Source organism: Flavobacterium macacae (assembly GCF_003865365.1).
Taxonomy (GTDB): domain Bacteria; phylum Bacteroidota; class Bacteroidia; order Flavobacteriales; family Flavobacteriaceae; genus Flavobacterium; species Flavobacterium macacae.
In genome coordinates this window covers 1-17,869 of record NZ_RQVR01000027.1, presented here as the reverse complement: position 1 = coordinate 17,869, position 17,869 = coordinate 1, and the positions used below count along the sequence as shown (strand labels likewise).

Genomic DNA, 17,869 nt, shown 5'->3' with positions numbered 1-17,869 from the left:
GAACGGGTATTTGGGATGTTACTATAATTGATCCGTTATTATGGCGGTCTTCGATTATTTCCACTTGGTACAATAAAAAAAGAAGACACAGTCATTTAATGAATTTAACAATTTTTGAAAACGAACAATTAAACATTAAAAATGCAGCTTAAATAGTAAACTTTAATTTGTCCGTATTTTGTTTGCAATTCCAATCTGCAACATTCGAAATTGTAATAGCTAATTCTGAAAAAAATGACCTTAAGAAACTCGTATGTATATGAAGGAGCTAACTTCGTTACAGATGTCACTTATCTTAAAGCTCAATAAGTCTAAATAAAAAGCCACTCCAATGAGTGGCTTTTTATATTCTTCTAGCGTTACAGATGATTTGCCCTTTACTTTTGCATTAGATTTGGATGACGAAATAGCTTCTTTGTATAGCGGAAAGAATAGAACCGTAAATACTAGATTTTTATAACATCCGATGGATCAGTGAGTCAAAAAATAAAAGTGCAGTTGCTATTCTAATTTTGGTAGGAGATGTTGTGCCTTTCGCAGTAATCGACAAACACGACCATTTTATTCATTTAATTTTAGTTTTCATGGCTCCGATTTAGACAAAAAGTCATTCCAATTCAAACAAAACACAAATAATATTTTTTGTAGAACCAATGACATCCACAAATGAATCAGCCTACTATCAACAACTAAAATGTAGTTACTGAAAAACTTAATGCTTTAAAGTAGCAATGTCGTTACGCAATTCGCGAAACATATCTTTTACATTTTCTATTCCCAAATCGTCTGGCAAAAATTCCTTTGTAGCAATACTGCAAGCATATTCCCAGATTTCTAAAATTTCTGATGCTTTTACTTCATAAGGTTTGTACACTTTGTTATCCGATTGCAATGTGAGATTTTTTCCATTTTTATTTAATCTTTTATAAACAATTCCGTCGTTTTTTGTCAAAAGAATATACGTTTTTCCATCCATCACATCTTCCAATTTTTCAACATATCTTCCCACAATAAAAGAACCTTCTTTATGCGGCGGCATCGAATCTCCTTCTACCGGAAACGCCCTAAATTTTCCGTTTCTTAAAAAAGGTAATGAAATTTGTTGCAAGTTTTCGATAAATTCTGGATCGGCATAACCCGCCGTATATCCTGCTTTTGCTTTATGTGGAATTATTTCAATGAAGTTCTCCCCTTGCCTATCCACAGTTATCGGAAGCAAAATTCGATTGTCATCCAGCAGAAGTAAATCATCAATTGAAATTTTTCGCAAATCAACCGAAATCATGATATCGATACTTACATGATAGTAATTCGAGATCTTTTTTAATAACTCAATGGGTGGCTGGGAAGTACCGTCTTCGTACTTTAAAAGTCGCGCTCGAGTGATCATTAAATCGTCTGCAACACCCTGCTGTGTGAAAGATTTATTTACTCTCAAATATTTTATGTTATCAGAAAATAAAGACATAGTATGTTAATGTTATAATTTGTAACCACAAATATAACATTTTACGTTACACTATTGTTTAATTTTGAAACATAAAATGTTATCCATTTAAATTATGCTATTATTTGAAGACACAGAGCTTTTTTCTTCAGGAAAATCAGGAAAGACTGTTTTTGATCTTCCGGATACAGATTTGATGCTTTTTGATTGTTTTTTTTCAAAAGAGGAATCTGATGAATTTTACACCATTTTGTTGAACGAAACCAATTGGCGAGAATATGAAATGCCGATGTTTGATAAAACGGTCAAAGCACCAAGGATGATTTCGTGGTATGAAGACAAAGAAAATAAAGAAGAAAATAAAGATTTGCCCAATTGGACTCCAGAACTTTTATTCATTAAAAAAAGAGTCGAAAAAGAAACAGAGGTAAACTACAACAGCGTTCTTTTAAACCTTTACAGAAATGGTCAAGACGGTGTTTCTTGGCACAGCGATAAAGTGGGTACGAAAACCAAAAACACTTACATCGCATCAGTCACATTTGGAGAAACCCGAATGTTTAAGCTGCGCCATAAATTTCGAAAAGACATTTCGCCTTTAGAAATTCCGCTACATCACGGCACACTTTTGTTAATGGGCGGCACAACGCAAAGCCATTGGGAACACCAAGTCCCAAAAACAGCAAAAGATGTGCTTCCGCGAATCAACTTAACATTTCGTCAGAAAAACAAAACTATTTAGACCTAAAATAATTACATCAGAATCCTATATTTGCAAAAAATTACAGGCAATGAACAAGACCTTAAAACTAAAAATATTGCTTCAAGATGTTTCCATTCACAAAGTGCAATTTGACAAGGAATGGTTTTTTGATTTAAAAGACATGCAAGATTATTTAAACGAAGACTTATCAGAAGTAGAATCGGTGCATCTTCCGTTTAAAATTGATGACGAAATTATTGAAACCAAATGTGCTACCTTGGAAGATATTGAGCGAATTAGAAAGATAAAAGATGCTTAAACTTCCATTGTGCTTCATTATTTATTCAAATTTTATATCTTGTAAAAAATTCTTTTTAATGGCAAAAGTAAAATACAAACAACCTACTCTATTTCCTTTGACTGAACTTCAAGATTATTTTGTCTTGATTTCTCCCACCGATGAAGTCAAAAAAGAAACTAAAAAGCTGAAGAACAAACTCTATAAAATCATTGGCAGAACTACAGAAAATGAATATTCTGTAGCGCACATTTCATTGTTTAAAGCAAAATATGAAAGGGACAATCACCTTTTGGAAAAGCTAAAAAAAGCACTTGCAGACCTAAAACCTTTCGCTGTTTCTACAAATGAAGCGGAAGTGTTTTCACACGGAGCTACAAAGAAAACGGTGTACCTTAAAATTGAAAATCCAAAACCAATTCAAGCTTTGTTCGAAAGCATCGGCGAAGAATTTAAGTTTAAAAAAGAAATTGTACCTCATTTGACCATTGAACAAAACCTTACCATTGCTGATTTTGAAAAAATTGAAAATGATTTGAACGCTTTTAATTACAAAAGTGAATGGATTTGTGACCGGATTACGGTTTTAAAAAGAAATCCAAAAAAAGGTACTTACAAACTTATGGAAGAAATTTTATTGCAATAAGTCCAAGTTATATATTCTGAAGATGACAATGTATTTGAATTTCTTTCGAAGTAAATTTGCATAATGGAAAATAAATCGCTTTCAAAAGCGCAAATTACAATTATGGCCATCGCATCCGGAGTTTGTGTTGCCAACATTTATTACAATCAGCCCGTTTTAAAAGACATTGCAAAATCGTTAAATACCACCGAAGCCAACGTAGGACTAATTTCCGTTCTCGCACAGGCAGGTTATGGTTTTGGCCTCTTTTTCATTACGCCGCTTGGAGACAAAGTCAATAGAAAAAAGCTGATTTTAGGATTGCAGGGTCTTTTAATCTTCGCTTTAGTAGGAATGGTTTTCTTCGAAAGCCGTTTCGGTATTTTTACAATGAGCCTGATTATCGGAATTTGCAGCGTTGCGGCGCAGGTCATTCTTCCGATGGCAGCAAGTTTAGAAAAAAACAACCAGGCAAAAACCATCAGTTTTATTTTCTCCGGTATTTTAATCGGTATTTTGGCCGCGCGTGTATTTGCGGGAACCATTGCTGAATGGTTTGGCTGGCACTATGTCTATGCCATTTCTGCCGTGATGGTTTTGGGTACCACATTAATGGTGCACCTTTCGCTTCCCAACGTAAAACAAGAATTCACCGGAAACTACCTGTCCCTCTTAAAATCTGCGCTCCAACAAATTCAAAGATTCGCGATTTTGCGAAGAAGTACGCTATTAGGCGCCTTGATTTTTGGAGTCTTTTGTTCTTTTTGGACCACTTTGACGTTCCATTTAAGCGGCGCTCCGTTTCATTACGGAACGGACACCATCGGTTTATTTGGGATTCTGGCGATCGCCGGAGCTTTGCTTGCGCCTTATTTCGGCAGATGGGTTGACGGCGACAACGCGGCAAAATCACAATTATTTTCTGTCGGAATGCTGCTGGCCAGCGTAATTATGCTGAATGTTTTGCCGCATTCGCTGTGGGCAATTATTATAGCCGTGTTGCTTTTAGATGTGGGCGTCCAAGCTACGCAGTTGGTAAATATCGCCACAATTTACACTTTAGATGAAAAAGCAAACAGCCGAATCAACACGATTTACATGACTTCTTATTTCATTGGCGGCGCACTCGGAACTTTTATTGGCGTGCAATGCTGGAAATTAGGCGGATGGACTCTCGTGACTTGGCAATTAATTTTATGGAGTGTTTTGGCCTTTTTAGTGGCTTTTTGGTCCTTTAAAAAATCCAAATGACGCTATTTTTTAAAGTTTTAGAGTGTTAATTTTTACAGTTTTTTCTCCGTAAGGTATTTCCAGTAGCGTTTTGGAACGTGCTGGATGTGCAGTTTCATGTTTTTTCGGGCTGGAATGTTGGTCGATTTAAAATAATCGTTCCAAAGCAAGGCATATAATTCCTGCTTTTCCTGAACTTCTCCCGGAAGGCTCATTGGCGAGGTTTTGACAATGGGCTGGTATTCCAACTTTATTTCTTCTACTTTTTCAAGGTCATAAAACAAGCCGTAGTTTCTTTTCAAATCATAAATGATCCATTTTTGATCGGCATATCTGTTTTTAAAAAAAGAAGAAATGAGTGGCAACACATTGTAATCTGGCTCAATGGGCGCATAAAAAACACCATCGCTAGTTTCTTGAAAACGAATAAAAGCCTTCATGCGATGGGCTTCGCGATTGACGCTTCGATCCATCTTTGAAATTGCCATTACTGACTCGTGGCCATAATTTTGCTCCACTCCTGACGGATTGTCAAAAACATAACACGCAAAATCAAAAAGATGCTGGAAACTTTCTGGTGTTTCAGACAAAAAAGTTTTGTAAAAACGAAACTGCCAATCCGCATTTACTTTTTTTTTCATGCCCGCCCAAACGCGTTTTGCTTTGGCTTCATTACTGATTATTTCAAGGGTTTCTTCCAGAAACATCGGTTGAAAATACGACGCACTCACCAGTTGGATTTTACTTGGTTTCCGTTCATAAAATTCAAAAATGGAAGTCAAGAGCCCTTCAAAAGTTCCATCAAAAATATAAACAGCCATCTAAAAAAGAGAAAGTTGGTTCTGTGGCACTTTTAAATATTTGCTATTGGTTTCAGAAAGGATCAGCCCTTTAATATGCACGGGATTTGGGTCATTCAACTGAAAGATACTGTCAGCACATCGGATGAAATGTTTGGCACGATTGAACGCGATTCCCATCTTTTTCAATTGGTCAGAACGCAACCTTCCGAATTTCCTGGCTTGGAAAATCTTCTTGGCAGAACCTACTCCAATTCCTGGAACGCGCAAAATCATCTTGTAATCTGCCGTATTAATATCGATGGGAAAATGCTCCATATTGCGCAACGCCCAGCTCAGTTTTGGATCAATGTCAACGTCCAAGTGGGGATTTTTTACATTCAATATCTCATGCACATCAAAGCCATAAAAGCGCATCAGCCAATCCGTCTGGTACAATCTATTTTCTCTCAAAAGCGGTGGCTGGCTGCCGATCATTGGCATTCGGTCGTCATAACTAATCGGAATATATCCCGAATAATACACGCGCTTCAAATCGTAATTTTTATAATATTCGTTGGCGCTGTACATGATTTCCATATCCGTTTCTGGAGTCGCTCCGATAACGATTTGCGTGCTCTGCCCCGCTGGAACAAATTTTGGAGTGCTTTTTATGATGCGTTTTTCATCCTTGATTTGAATGATTCCTTTTTGGATGAAGGCCAATGGCTTTTTGACATCTTCATGTGATTTATCGGGAGATAAAAGTTTCAAGCCAGATTCCGTTGGCATTTCAAGATTAATGCTCATTCGGTCTGCATACAATCCAGCTTCAGTCAATAGTTCCTCGCTGGCACCCGGAATCGTCTTCAAATGGATGTAGCCGTTAAAATTATTTTCAAGGCGCAGTTTCTTAGCAATTCGCACCAGACGTTCCATCGTGTAGTCGGCATTTTTAAAAATTCCAGAACTTAAAAACAAACCTTCAATATAATTCCTGCGGTAAAAACTCATCGTCAATTCCACGACTTCTTCTACCGTAAAGGCAGCCCGCTTTACATCGTTGCTTTTACGCGAAACACAAAATGCGCAATCAAAAATGCAATGATTTGTCAATAGGATTTTTAAAAGAGAAACACACCTTCCATCTTCCGTATACGTATGGCAAATTCCTGATGAACTGGCGTCACCCAAGCCTTTAGCAGTATTTTTTCTATTACTTCCGCTGGACGAACACGATACATCATATTTGGCGGCATCAGCAAGTATTTGCAACTTCTCTCTTATTCTTTCAGACATCTTCTCCCTTTTTTTTGGACTATAAAATTAGAAATAAATCTTATATTTTCAGGTTGAACAACCGTTAAAAATCCAATATAATGAAACGGTATACACCTCATTTTTTGGCACAAAAAAAAGGCTCTGAGCATCTCAGATTTGAAATCTTTGAAGCTTTGAGCCTGCTTTACCACTTTGGATTTTTTATTACGTTCTTTAATTTTACTTAAAGATAACAACGTACTTTTATAATTTTCTCCCCGAGTTCATTTCTCTATTGATATCATTCATTATTTTTTTCATGCTCTCAGGAATCGCATTATCTTCATGTTTGGTATTCATATCTTCTAAATTTTCTTCAATGCTATCTAATTTATACCAAATTTGCTTTAAAAGACCGATCATCTCTTCTGCTTGCTTTTCGTTCATAGTTTTTTTGAATGTTGATATTTCAAAAGTAAAAAAGAACCTTTTTGTTGCTTTACGGTTTTTCCGTACCAATTGTTAATTTTAGAGATTTTTTGTAGCAACAGCGGGCTTTTGTAATACTTTTCAATCTTTTGCAACAGCAGTAAATTTGAAATGTAAGATTCATCTTGCGAAGAGTCTTCTGATCCCTCTATAAATTATGAAAAACCGCAACTGCTTCCCTTAAAAATTTATTTTGAAGCCCTGGAAATGTGGTTTGCCTATCTTATTATTTTTTATTATGATTTGATTTTAACCTTATGGTAGGTCGGATCATAATCTACAAAGAAATTGATCCAGATATTTCTGGAAACACGCATGATTATCGGCATAAAAACAACCAGCGCTGCGATTATTGCGCCAAACGAAATTTTCAAATTCGCTTTAAAAATAAAATGGCTGATGATAAATGCAGCTACCCCAAAAGCAATTCCCACGCCATAACTTACATACATCGCTCCGAAGAAAAAACTCGGTTCAATTTTGTACTTAAAGCCACACTGGCCGCAATTTTCGTGCATTTCAAAAACAGCGCCCAAATTATACGGATTTGGATTTACATACATTTTTTCATTTTGGCATTTCGGGCAGGTTCCCGTTGCAATACTGTATAATTTCGTTCCTTTTTTCATGATGATCAGTATTAAATTCAATTCTCTTTTATAGAACAAAGTTACGCAAAAGGGGTTTTCTAGCTATAGACAGAATGCTCTTTGATTTGTATTATTCGGACATCGCCATTTAGCTCTCAAAAATGGCTCTCTATAAAAAACGGAATGCCACATTTTCATTTTTGAAACTATTTCCAAATTTTTAGCGAAGTTCCTAAATCCGCAACCTCCTCCCAATAGATTTGAATCATATAACTTTTAAGCACAATTGATATAAAGCAGGATTGCCAAAAAAGAAATAAGTTTATAACGCATCGCATTGCATTTGAAACCACAAAACAAACACAACAACAGCGCTATGAATCGGCAAATTTGCGAGGCACGTGAAAGCATGAAAAAGAAGAAACAGATTAAGAAATTAAAAAAATCGAAAGACTTTTTAGAACATATTTTACACGCAATTCCCAGCTTGATATATGTCTATGACTTTGATAAACAAAGAATTATATACAACAATAAAAACATTGCTGATATCACCGGCCTTGACCAAGATCTCTTGAACCATGCCGAAATCGACCTTTATAAAAACTTGATCCACGATGAAGACCGGCCACTTTTTGATGCGCATCTTGAAGAATTAAAATCAGGAAATGACGTAGCGCCCGTGCACTACCGAATCAAGAACAAAAACGGCGATTACAGTAATCTGGCTTCCAAAGACTTGATTTACAAAAGAGACAAAAACGGAAAGCCAACACAGTATGTTTCTGTGACCACTGATGTTTCAGATACCAAAACGGCGCAAAAACAGCTCCTTTCAAAGAACATAGAACTCGAAGAAAAGAACGACGAACTCAAGTATTTTGCTTCGGTGGCCAGCCACGACCTCAAAGAACCGCTCCGAAAAATAAACATGTTCAGCAAGATGATCCTGGATCGCGACGCAGAACAGTTTTCAGAAAAGTCAAAAAGCAATTTCAATAGGATCACGGTGTCTATCGAAAGGATGGAACAGCTCATCAACGATCTTTTGAGCTATTCTGAACTGAACACCGCAGCCATTTATCTGGAGGCTACGGATTTAAACACCGTTGTAGACAAAGTGTTGGCCGATTTAAAAGAGGCTATCGAAGAAGCAAATGCCACCTTTGAAATCAGCGACTTGCCGGTTTTAGAAATCATTCCGTCGCAGTTTTCACAAGTGTTTACCAACCTGTTCCACAATGCCCTAAAATATGCCAAAAAAGACGAAGCGCCACTGATTCAAGTGACCGCTAAAATGACCAAAGGCGAAAACATTGCAATCCCCGATGCAGAACCACAACAGGATTATTTCCAGATTGACATCAAAGACAACGGCATCGGCTTTCCGTCTGAAGTGGAAGACAAGGTCTTTGACCCGTTTAAAAGATTTCACGACAGAGAACAGTACAGCGGTACCGGAATCGGGTTGGCCATCTGCAAACGAATTCTCGTACGCCACAACGGTTTCATTACCGCCCACAGCGAAGTTAATCAAGGTGCTACCTTCAGCATTTTTTTACCGTGCTAAAGCTGGAATACACAAAATACTGCATACCTACACTGGATTTCAGAAACTCTATGGGAATGCAGCGTCATAGCTATGCATCGGCGTCATAGGCAAAAAAATTAATTCCAGTTCCGAAAAATTGTACCGCTAAATCGGAATTTGAGCGAATTCGAGAAAAACTTTATTCAATTTCAATAAGACTTCTGTAAACAGCCATTTTCTGTGAGGATTTCGATTTTTGGGCTAATTCAAAGATTCATTTTTAACTGCAAAATTGCGATTATCATGTAAATAAAAAAGCCCATTCTAAAACAGAATGAGCTTTTTAAAGGTTGGTTGCTTATTATAGGTTGGTTTGGTTTCTGGTGTTTTATTTTTTATCTTTTTTAGCGTCTGCATTCCAGCCACTGCTTCCGTTTCCGTCGCCACCGCTGCCGCTGGTACCGCTTCCACCGCCAGTCCCACTGCTTCCGTAGGTTCTTTTGCTGTCGCTATTGCTTTTATCATTCGGATTGATGATGCTGACGTTTGAATTGTCTTCTTCCACGGTCTCTTTTTGAACCGTTGTTTTGGCTTTCCCAGAACTGGCCGGTTTCGATGCAGCCGCATTGGATTCCTTCTGGTACTCCGCTGTGTTTGTATCTGCCTCACTTGTCGCATCTGCTTCCATCAACGCTTGCTGTTCTGCTTTTTCTTCAGCACATTCTTGGCAACTGTCTTTTTTATCGCAAGAGGCAAAAAAAGTACAAATAGTCGCAATCGACAGAAAGAACAAAGCTTGGTTGAAATGAGATTGGAATAGCGTTTTCATAATCGTGCGTTTTTTAAATCTTACAATGGTAAAATTAACTTGAAACACTAAGAAACGTATTACACAATTTCAATTAAAAATTGCAATATCTAAATTTTAAAAGATTAAGACTTGTTCACTATGCTCCATCTTGGAATTTTTGGATTTTCACCTTCTTGCAAAACAAAATGATAGCCATGCTGATTGTCCGCAATTTCTCGGCTCGTCGGGTCTGTAATGGTATATTCTAAATGTGCTTTTGGTTTAAAGTATTTCTTCCAGGCCGGAAAAACATCTAAGTATTTCCCTCGGATGGATGAAAAACGAAGTTCTTTTGAATCTCCTTCCTGCTCAAGCTTAAAATCAACATACAAGCATTCATCCCAATCTTTTTTTGCTTCAAGATCAGCATCAGCTACTTCAGCCGGAGCATATATAATGGTATACGTGGAATCAGAATCTTGTTCGACCGCTTTGTAAAATCGATAATTTAAAGTCGTCAGGGAAGCTATTTTATCAGAAGCTATTCGCGCCGTTTGCCTGTTGGCATTTGAAATGGAATTGATGAAAGACACATCTTGGGCCATTGCAAGCGTGTAAATGAAAAATACAGACGATGTTAAGAATACTTTCATAATAAAGCAATTTAGTCTTACAAAGATATTAGAAAACCTGCTTTAAAATTTTACAGATTATCACTAATTAGTAACAGAATTGCACTAATTTAAAGCTATTTATCAACATCTGTAATCGGTTGTCTGTGTTTCATCTTAGGACATAAAAAAAGCGCAGACCTAAAGTTGCGCTTTCGCTATTTGTGCTATACAACTTAAACGTTGTAAAAGAAAGTTTCTCTGTTCAGGCCTGAAGTGTGGTAATGCCAGTTGATATTCAAGACATTTTTAATAATTTTCTTTAACGTGCTGTAATCATTTGGTTTTGTAATATAAATGTTTGCTCCGTTAATGAACGTTTCTTCAATATCTTTTTCAAGCGAAGAAGTAGAATAAATAGCCACAGAAACATCTCTGAATCTTGGATTGTTTCTAATTTCTTTCAAAGCTTCGGCTCCAGAAATAAACGGCATATTTAAATCCAAAAAGATAATATGCGGCAACACGACATCTTCCTGGTTTAAATGATCCATCAACTCGATAGCATTTTTAAACATGGTAAGTTCTTTTGAAATATTGATTTCATTAAGAACTTCTTCAAATAAAAGACGATCATCTTGATCATCATCTGCAAGGAAAATCTGCATACTCGATGGACTCATAGTTATTTTTATAATATTTATTTATATTATGGAATCTTCCAACCATAACAAATATAAAGGATTTGTTACTCATTTCAAAAATTAGAACAAGAAATGAAAAAAAAAAGTGCTTTAATTTTAATTTTTTGCAATTTAATATTTTGAAAATCAATGATTTATTTGATTATTTTTTGTACCTAAAATCATTAAATAGGTATCGAAATTCAAAAGCAAAGTGAGGTAATCACTGCCTGCTTTCCAGGTTCTAAAAATTTTGGATTTTTGTGCAATAACGGAATCGTGCAACTCTTCAAACGTAGATTTCTTTTTAATTGAGCTGTGAAATTCAGAGTGATCGCTCATATAATCACTAAAATCAAGATTGTTTTCAATTAAAAGAACATGCAATTCTTCAAATGCCTTACTAAATCCAACACTACTTTTTTCAAAACTAATGATATAAATATTCTTTTCCTCAGGATGTTTGTACCAATTATAATACTGCATATCTGAAGATTGAATCGGTGATGGATAAATCAAAACTTGAGACGTTCCAAAATTTTGAGACCTTATTTTGGAGGTAAAAATTAGAAAAAAGAATATAAGAAAAAGTTTCATAAAAAGCATAAAAATCCGCTTTCAAAAATATTTATCTTCAAACTTTTACATGTTATAGAATTTCAATATAAATTTACTTATTTCGCGGGATCGACTTTTATCTTTTAGTTTGAAGCTATTTGGCACTTTCTTTTTTTATAAATTTATTGATGACTTTTAAGCTGTCATTAATAAATTTGAATTTGTTTTGATTGTTAATGTCATAAGACAAAAGCCCACAAACTGTCCAAACTTCTCTTATCTCACTTTCATCAATTATGATTTCTTGATAAAAATCATTTTCGCTGCTTAAAATAAATTGCTTCTCTTCATATTTGTTTTTACAAATTCTATTTACAAACAATCCTTTTTCTTGGCTTATTAAAACCACGACAGAATTATCTTTAATTTCATTTGTACTAATTTGTTCGCAAATAACAAATGAATTCTCCTCTATAACGGGAAACATATTATTGCTAACGACTTGAAAAGCTCTTGATTTTTCAGCTACGACAAAAGGGAAATTATATTTGGGTAAGATATCTAATAAGGTAGAAACATCTTGCTCTTTAGAATATTGGTACTGCACTTCGCGAGTCACTAAAGTGGTTTTAGCTTCATAAGCGCCAGTTTCTTTCCTATCTAACAAAATTTCATTTAAATCTAATTCATACAGTTCGCATATCGAGATTATAGAATCATAATCTACAGAATTTCTCTTTTTCCAAGTAGAAATAGTGTTTGGACGAATGTTCAAGAATTCAGATAATTCAACATCTGTCTTGATTTTAAGCGACTTTTTTAATTTGTTAATAACATTAATCGCATTTTGTGAATTTTTATCTTGCATATTCGCAAAGTGTAATGTAACTTTAGTACGTTAAATACAAAGCTGGTTATATAATCAGTTTGATACTCTTACCAGAAATTGACATACCACATCAATTTCTAATCTAAATTTAAAAATAACACATAGCGTTTTAATCATATCTAAAAAAGATATCATTAAAAAAAATTCACAAAATGTGAGTTGTAGGTTAAGCTCGTTTTTGGGTTTAAGCTTTGATGATTTTGTATTGCACAAATTCACATAACAAATATATAGTTTTTTAAAAAATACAAACATTAAAATAATATAAATAATTCATAATAAACATTTTACAATGTGTAAGAAAAATATTTAAAAAAACCTTTACCCTAAATCTATTTAATAACTTAAATGCTCGCTTATGAAATTTAATTTTACTTTTCCGAGAATGTACAATTATAAGTATGTTTCGGTTTTATTATTCCTGCTCTTTTACCAGAACATTGTTGAAGCGCAATCAAACAGAGTATATGCGAACACCATTTCTGCTCAAAGCAATACGCTCAATCCTGCAAATGCAATTGACGGAAATCTGAACACCACTGCTTCTGTACAAGCAAGTTCGGGTTTAGCATTAGGCGCCTTTGCTTATTCTGGTTTTATTGAACTTGAATATCCTACCCTTTTGCCAGCAAATACAACTTCATTTATTAAAATTCAAACTGATGACAATCTGCTTCCAGCCTTACTGGGGGGAAGTCTTGGAGGCTTATTGTCTGACGTTTTAGGTGTTGTTCTTGTTGGAAATCAAGAATTTACGATTCAGGCAAAAAACGGCAACTCCATTGTGTTACAAGGTGATAGTCAAGAGCTTGGAGAATTTGATTCAGAAAGACTTCGAATTATCACAGATGAAACAGGTGGTTTTTATATTGCCATAACTCCATCTGCTCCTTATAATAGAATCCGATTACGAAATCGATTGGGAAGCCTTTTAGGTTTTTTTAATACAAAAACGCTTCAAGTTTTCGATGCTTTTTATGTTAGCTCTCCTGATAATTGCGGCTATGGAGCTTACACTTCTTTCACTACTACCGGTTTAAATTTAGACCTTTTAAACTTGGGAGCTGTGGGAGTTACAAATCCACAAAATGTCTTAGATTCAGATCCAAATAGTTTTTCAAGATTAAGTCTTGGTGTAATAGCTGTTGCAGGAGGCGTTCAGCAGACTATTTATTTCGAAGGACTTTCTAAACCTACAGAAGAATTTAACATTCGGCTTAAAGTCGATCCTTCCTTAATAGCTTTAGGTGTAGCGAACAATATTCAAATTATAGCGTCTAATGGGCCTTCGATCGTTGAAACAGGGAACATTAATACTCTATTAAATCTTGATTTATTGACACTTTTACAGGGAAACCAAATTGCGACCATCCCTTTTGCCCCGATCGCACCAGTGGATAGAATTACTATTCGCTACAATTCCTTGCTAAATGTGCAATTAACACAAAGTCTTGATTTGTATGATGTTGTTCGCGTTCCTAAGGTTCCTGTTTTAACCACGCCAACTTCTCAAAATACCACTATCTGTTCTGGAAGTTCTGTAACACTAACCGCAACAACTGCCACAGAAAATGAGATTAGGTATTATACTTCAGCAACAGCGACTACACCTTTAGCCACTGTTTCTTCAGGGACACCTTATGAAACAGCGCCCATTACTGCCAATACTACATTGTATGTTGCAGCAGCAAAAATCGGTTGTTCAGAAGAATCTCAAAGAGTAGCAATTCCCATTACGGTAATCAAGTTACCAGTTGCAGAAAATATCACCATTCCTTCAGCACTGACGGCTTGTCAAGGTGCCATAACTTTAAATCCAACCTCAACAATTGCAGGTGCGGTTTTTAAATATTATACAGATCAAACAAAAACTACTGAAATTACAACCGGATATACGGGCGATGCAGGTGTGACCTATGTTAAAAACCCAACAACCGGAGCTTTAACAATTAACGGATTAAATACTGTGGCTTCTCCTTACTCCTATTTTATTTCGTTAACCCTAGATGGTCTTTGTGAAAATGATGCCAATACATTAAAAGAAGTAACCGTTACTGTCGGAAACACACTTTCTGTTCTTGTAAATCCAACTTTGGTGGGTTGTGGATCAGTAAATTTAGCTAGCGCTATTTTAAATTTTGATCCTTCAGCCACTTATGTTTTTTACAATTCGGCGAGTGTTGCAATAACTCCTGCACAAGCGGCAAATATTACCGCAAGCGGAAATTATTTTATCCAACAGCAAAACTTAAATTCAACTTGTATTTCTGATTTGGTTCCTGTAGCTTTAACCGTAAATGAACAGCCAACATTAACTGTTGCTAATTCTGCATTGGTTACCCAAATTGGGAATTCAGTAACTTTAAATGCCGCTTCATCCGGAACCGTAACTTGGTTTAATTCAACAGGAACGCCCTTAGGCTCTAATGTTGCAGGACCTTTCTCCACTGCAGGAACATTTACTTTTACCGCAGTTGCCACACTAGGAACCTGTGCTGTTTCAGGTACCGTGATCGTAACGGTTGTCGATCCAGCATCGTGTCCTCCTTTAACAGAAAGAAATTATGCGGATACGCAACGCTGGGGATCTGTAATCACAGGAACTGTTTCAAATCCTGCAAATGCCGTAGATGGAAATCCACAAACATTTTCCACGATAACAACAGGTCTTGGTTTGCTTGGCGTCGGAACTACTTTTCAGATTTTAGAATGGAACCAAACCATTCCAGCTGGAACCCCTGTTACCTTAAAATTGGGTTCTGAATATAGCGGACTGACTTTAATTGGTGGCTATTCAGTAGTTGGAACAAAACGTAATGCTTCAGGAGTTCCTGTGGATATTGGTGTTTTGCAATCGGTTTCAGGATCTTTATTGAATTTATTACCGGGACAAAATAATTTTGAATACACGTTTGTTCCGGCAAATGGAACCGGGCCACAAGCCTATGACGGAGTGCGAATTCAAGTAGCTTCATTAGTAAGTCTGGCACAAAATGCAAAAGTTTACGAAGCTTATTACGAAGTTCCTGTTACGCAAATTGCATGCGGACCAGATGCAGAAGATGTGTTATTTGGCGCAGTTGATTTAGGTATTGGCGCTTTAACGACAACTGTTGGTGTAAATAATGCTTTCAATGCTATTGACAACTCACAAGCTTCTTTTGCTACAATGTTTACTGGTGTTGGCGTATTGGCTGCTGCTGAATTAACGGTTATTTTCAAAACACCTTCTGTGGTGGGAGACATGGTAAGAGTACGAGTTTCTCAACCTGCAAATCTTCTAAATTTAAATGCTTTGGCTGGACTTACATTCCAACCGCTTTTAAATGAAGCGAATGCCGGTCCTGCTTTTACAAATTCAGGCTTATTGAATTTAGAGATTTTAGGCGGAGGTTCGGAAGCTATTTTAACTTTTGTTCCAACACAATCTTTTGATCGATTAAGAATTCGTTTTGGTGGAGTTGCTAATGTTTTAGATCAATTGCGAATTAACGATGTTAGAAGAACAGCAAACACTCAAGTAGAAAATGCTGATATCAACAATGCAATTACAGCTTGTCAAGGAGAAACGATTACACTTCAAACAACTTCTGTTCTTTGTACAACTTTTGTTTGGTATGACGCCGCAACAGGCGGAAATGTTGTGGTAACGGGAAATTCATTCACGATTCCAAGTGATTTAGCGCAAGGCGTTTACACCTATTATATACAACCAATCCGCTTTGGATGTGAAACTATGTCGCGTGGAACCGTAACGGTAACCGTAACAGAAACAGCTCCGATTGCTGCAATTGCTTCGGTTCAAATAAATGGCGGAACGGATACTTCTTTTTGTTCTCCAACTGGAACTGCTTCGCTTACTGCAATTTTAAATTCAACGGTAACACTTACGAATCCGATCTATTACTGGTATAATTTAACCGGAAGTACACAAACATTAGTTTCTGGAGAAACTGGTGCGACTTTAAATTTAACTGGTTTGACTCCGGGAACATACACTTACTTTTTAGGTGTTAGTGCAACCGAATTTTGCCAAACTGACATTGCTGATAGAACTCAAGTTACTTTCACAATTCAATCGGCGTCTCTTCTTTCAGACATTTTGATCGATGACAAAACCGCTTGCTTGAATAGTACAGCTGTTTTAGCTCCTACAAGTGCTTTGTCAAATCCTGTGTTTTCTTATTATCTTACAAACGATACCACACAACCCATCCCAAATGGTACCGTTTCAGGCGTTACTTACACTTTAAATGCTGATGGGACATTGTCAATTTCAGGATTGCTTGCATCCGGTAGTCCTTATACATATTTTATAGCTGTCACGAGCGATACGACTTGTTTAAATTCAACTGGAAACCTTCAGGCTGTAACTGTAACTGTTGGTAATCCACCAGCACCAACGACCGGTACTGTAACGCAAACTTTTTGTCAAGCAAACAATCCGACAGTAGCAGATCTTCAAATAAATGAACCAAATGTTGTTTTTTATTCACTTCCTGTAGGCGGAGTTCCACTAGACCCAACCACAACTTTGACAGCCGGAATTTATTATGCAGCGCAGATTGATGGCGCTTGTGAAAGTGACGATCGATTGGTTATTTTTGTTCTAATTGGAGATCCCCTGACGCCAACTACATTAAATTTCGAACAAAACTTTTGTTCTATAAACAATCCAACGGTTGCAAACATCCAAGTGAATGAGCCTAATGTTGTTTTTTATACGGCTTTATTAGGAGGCGATTTAATTGCTCCAACAACACCTTTGACAAACGGAATCTATTATGCGGCTATTCAAGATGGTTTGTGCGAAAGCCAAAACAGATTAGCAATTACGATTACCGTTTCAAATCCTGCTACCCCAACTACAGATAATACTGCCCAAGTTTTCTGTGCTGCCAATAATCCAACTGTTTCAGATTTAGAAGTAAATGAAGCGAGTGTCGTTTATTTTAATGTAGCTACTGGAGGTACACCTTTGACACCTACTACTCCGCTAACAAACGGAACTTATTTTGTAAGTCAAATTGATGGGGCTGGTTGCCAAAGCGCAACTCGACTGGCAATTACAGTGACAATTACGGTTGTTGGAACCCCAACTACCAATGCCACTACGCAAAATTTCTGTCAAGGAAACAATCCAACGGTTGCTGACATTTCAGTCAATGAAACCGGAGTTGTTTTCTATGATGCTCAAGCCGGAGGAAACCTGATTGCTTCTACAGCACCATTGACTCCAAGAATTTATTATGTTTCTTTAGTAAACGGAGTTTGCGAAAGCGGAACAAGATTGGCTATTACGGTTACAATTTCAAATCCTTCCGCACCAACGACAGGAAATGCGACACAAAGTTTCTGTCAAATTGATGCACCGACTGTTGCTGAT

16 protein-coding genes are annotated in these 17,869 nt (G+C 36.4%); 6 read left to right on the top strand and 10 right to left on the bottom strand.

Annotation, left to right across the window (positions count from 1 at the left end):
• Positions 1-712 precede the first annotated feature (712 nt).
• Positions 713-1,468: an XRE family transcriptional regulator gene (locus EG849_RS14825; protein WP_125014125.1), complete on the bottom strand. Its 756-nt coding sequence runs from the start codon at positions 1,466-1,468 to the stop codon at positions 713-715.
• Between the two features lie 94 nt (positions 1,469-1,562).
• On the opposite strand from EG849_RS14825, the gene EG849_RS14820 reads away from it, so the two are divergent.
• From EG849_RS14820 to EG849_RS14805, 4 genes are all read left to right on the top strand, one after another.
• A complete protein-coding gene (locus tag EG849_RS14820; protein WP_125014123.1) occupies positions 1,563-2,189 on the top strand; it encodes an alpha-ketoglutarate-dependent dioxygenase AlkB family protein in 627 nt (208 codons plus the stop codon).
• A 49-nt stretch (positions 2,190-2,238) separates the two neighbouring features.
• Positions 2,239-2,469 carry a hypothetical protein gene (locus EG849_RS14815; protein ID WP_125014121.1) on the top strand — a complete coding sequence of 77 codons (231 nt, stop codon included), beginning with the start codon at positions 2,239-2,241 and terminating at the stop codon, positions 2,467-2,469.
• Positions 2,470-2,527: 58 nt separating this feature from the next.
• Positions 2,528-3,094, top strand: coding sequence for a 2'-5' RNA ligase family protein (locus EG849_RS14810; protein ID WP_158611960.1), 567 nt, complete (start codon positions 2,528-2,530; stop codon positions 3,092-3,094).
• Positions 3,095-3,157: 63 nt separating this feature from the next.
• Positions 3,158-4,324, top strand: a complete 1,167-nt coding sequence (locus EG849_RS14805; RefSeq protein WP_125014117.1) for an MFS transporter — start codon at positions 3,158-3,160, stop codon at positions 4,322-4,324.
• A gap of 32 nt (positions 4,325-4,356) precedes the next feature.
• Here the strand turns inward: EG849_RS14805 and EG849_RS14800 are convergent, their stop codons facing one another.
• From EG849_RS14800 to EG849_RS14785, 4 genes are all read right to left on the bottom strand, one after another.
• Positions 4,357-5,124, bottom strand: a complete 768-nt coding sequence (locus EG849_RS14800; RefSeq protein WP_125014115.1) for a TIGR03915 family putative DNA repair protein — start codon at positions 5,122-5,124, stop codon at positions 4,357-4,359.
• Positions 5,125-6,381 carry a putative DNA modification/repair radical SAM protein gene (locus tag EG849_RS14795; protein ID WP_125014113.1) on the bottom strand — a complete coding sequence of 419 codons (1,257 nt, stop codon included), beginning with the start codon at positions 6,379-6,381 and terminating at the stop codon, positions 5,125-5,127.
• 225 nt (positions 6,382-6,606) lie between these two features.
• Entirely contained in the window at positions 6,607-6,789 is a 183-nt protein-coding gene (locus tag EG849_RS14790) for a hypothetical protein (protein WP_125014111.1), read from the bottom strand.
• A gap of 278 nt (positions 6,790-7,067) precedes the next feature.
• Positions 7,068-7,463: a DUF983 domain-containing protein gene (locus EG849_RS14785; RefSeq protein ID WP_125014127.1), complete on the bottom strand. Its 396-nt coding sequence runs from the start codon at positions 7,461-7,463 to the stop codon at positions 7,068-7,070.
• A 367-nt stretch (positions 7,464-7,830) separates the two neighbouring features.
• Between EG849_RS14785 and EG849_RS14780 the strand changes: the two genes are divergently transcribed.
• Complete coding sequence (locus EG849_RS14780) at positions 7,831-8,991, top strand: PAS domain-containing sensor histidine kinase (RefSeq protein WP_158611959.1); 1,161 nt, start codon at positions 7,831-7,833, stop codon at positions 8,989-8,991.
• A 349-nt stretch (positions 8,992-9,340) separates the two neighbouring features.
• On the opposite strand, the gene EG849_RS14775 is transcribed toward EG849_RS14780, so the two are convergent.
• The 5 genes from EG849_RS14775 to EG849_RS14755 form a co-directional block, all read right to left on the bottom strand.
• Positions 9,341-9,781 carry a hypothetical protein gene (locus EG849_RS14775; RefSeq protein WP_125014107.1) on the bottom strand — a complete coding sequence of 147 codons (441 nt, stop codon included), beginning with the start codon at positions 9,779-9,781 and terminating at the stop codon, positions 9,341-9,343.
• Between the two features lie 104 nt (positions 9,782-9,885).
• Positions 9,886-10,395 (bottom strand): hypothetical protein, encoded by a 510-nt coding sequence (locus EG849_RS14770; RefSeq protein ID WP_125014105.1) that lies wholly within the window; start codon positions 10,393-10,395, stop codon positions 9,886-9,888.
• Positions 10,396-10,589: 194 nt separating this feature from the next.
• Entirely contained in the window at positions 10,590-11,036 is a 447-nt protein-coding gene (locus EG849_RS14765; RefSeq protein ID WP_125014103.1) for a response regulator, read from the bottom strand.
• Between the two features lie 147 nt (positions 11,037-11,183).
• Positions 11,184-11,522, bottom strand: coding sequence for a hypothetical protein (locus EG849_RS14760; RefSeq protein ID WP_125014101.1), 339 nt, complete (start codon positions 11,520-11,522; stop codon positions 11,184-11,186).
• A 226-nt stretch (positions 11,523-11,748) separates the two neighbouring features.
• Entirely contained in the window at positions 11,749-12,462 is a 714-nt protein-coding gene (locus EG849_RS14755; RefSeq protein ID WP_125014099.1) for a LexA family transcriptional regulator, read from the bottom strand.
• Positions 12,463-12,841: 379 nt separating this feature from the next.
• On the opposite strand from EG849_RS14755, the gene EG849_RS14750 reads away from it, so the two are divergent.
• A partial coding sequence (locus EG849_RS14750) for an Ig-like domain-containing protein (protein ID WP_449404084.1) occupies positions 12,842-17,869 on the top strand: 5,028 nt, incomplete at its 3' end.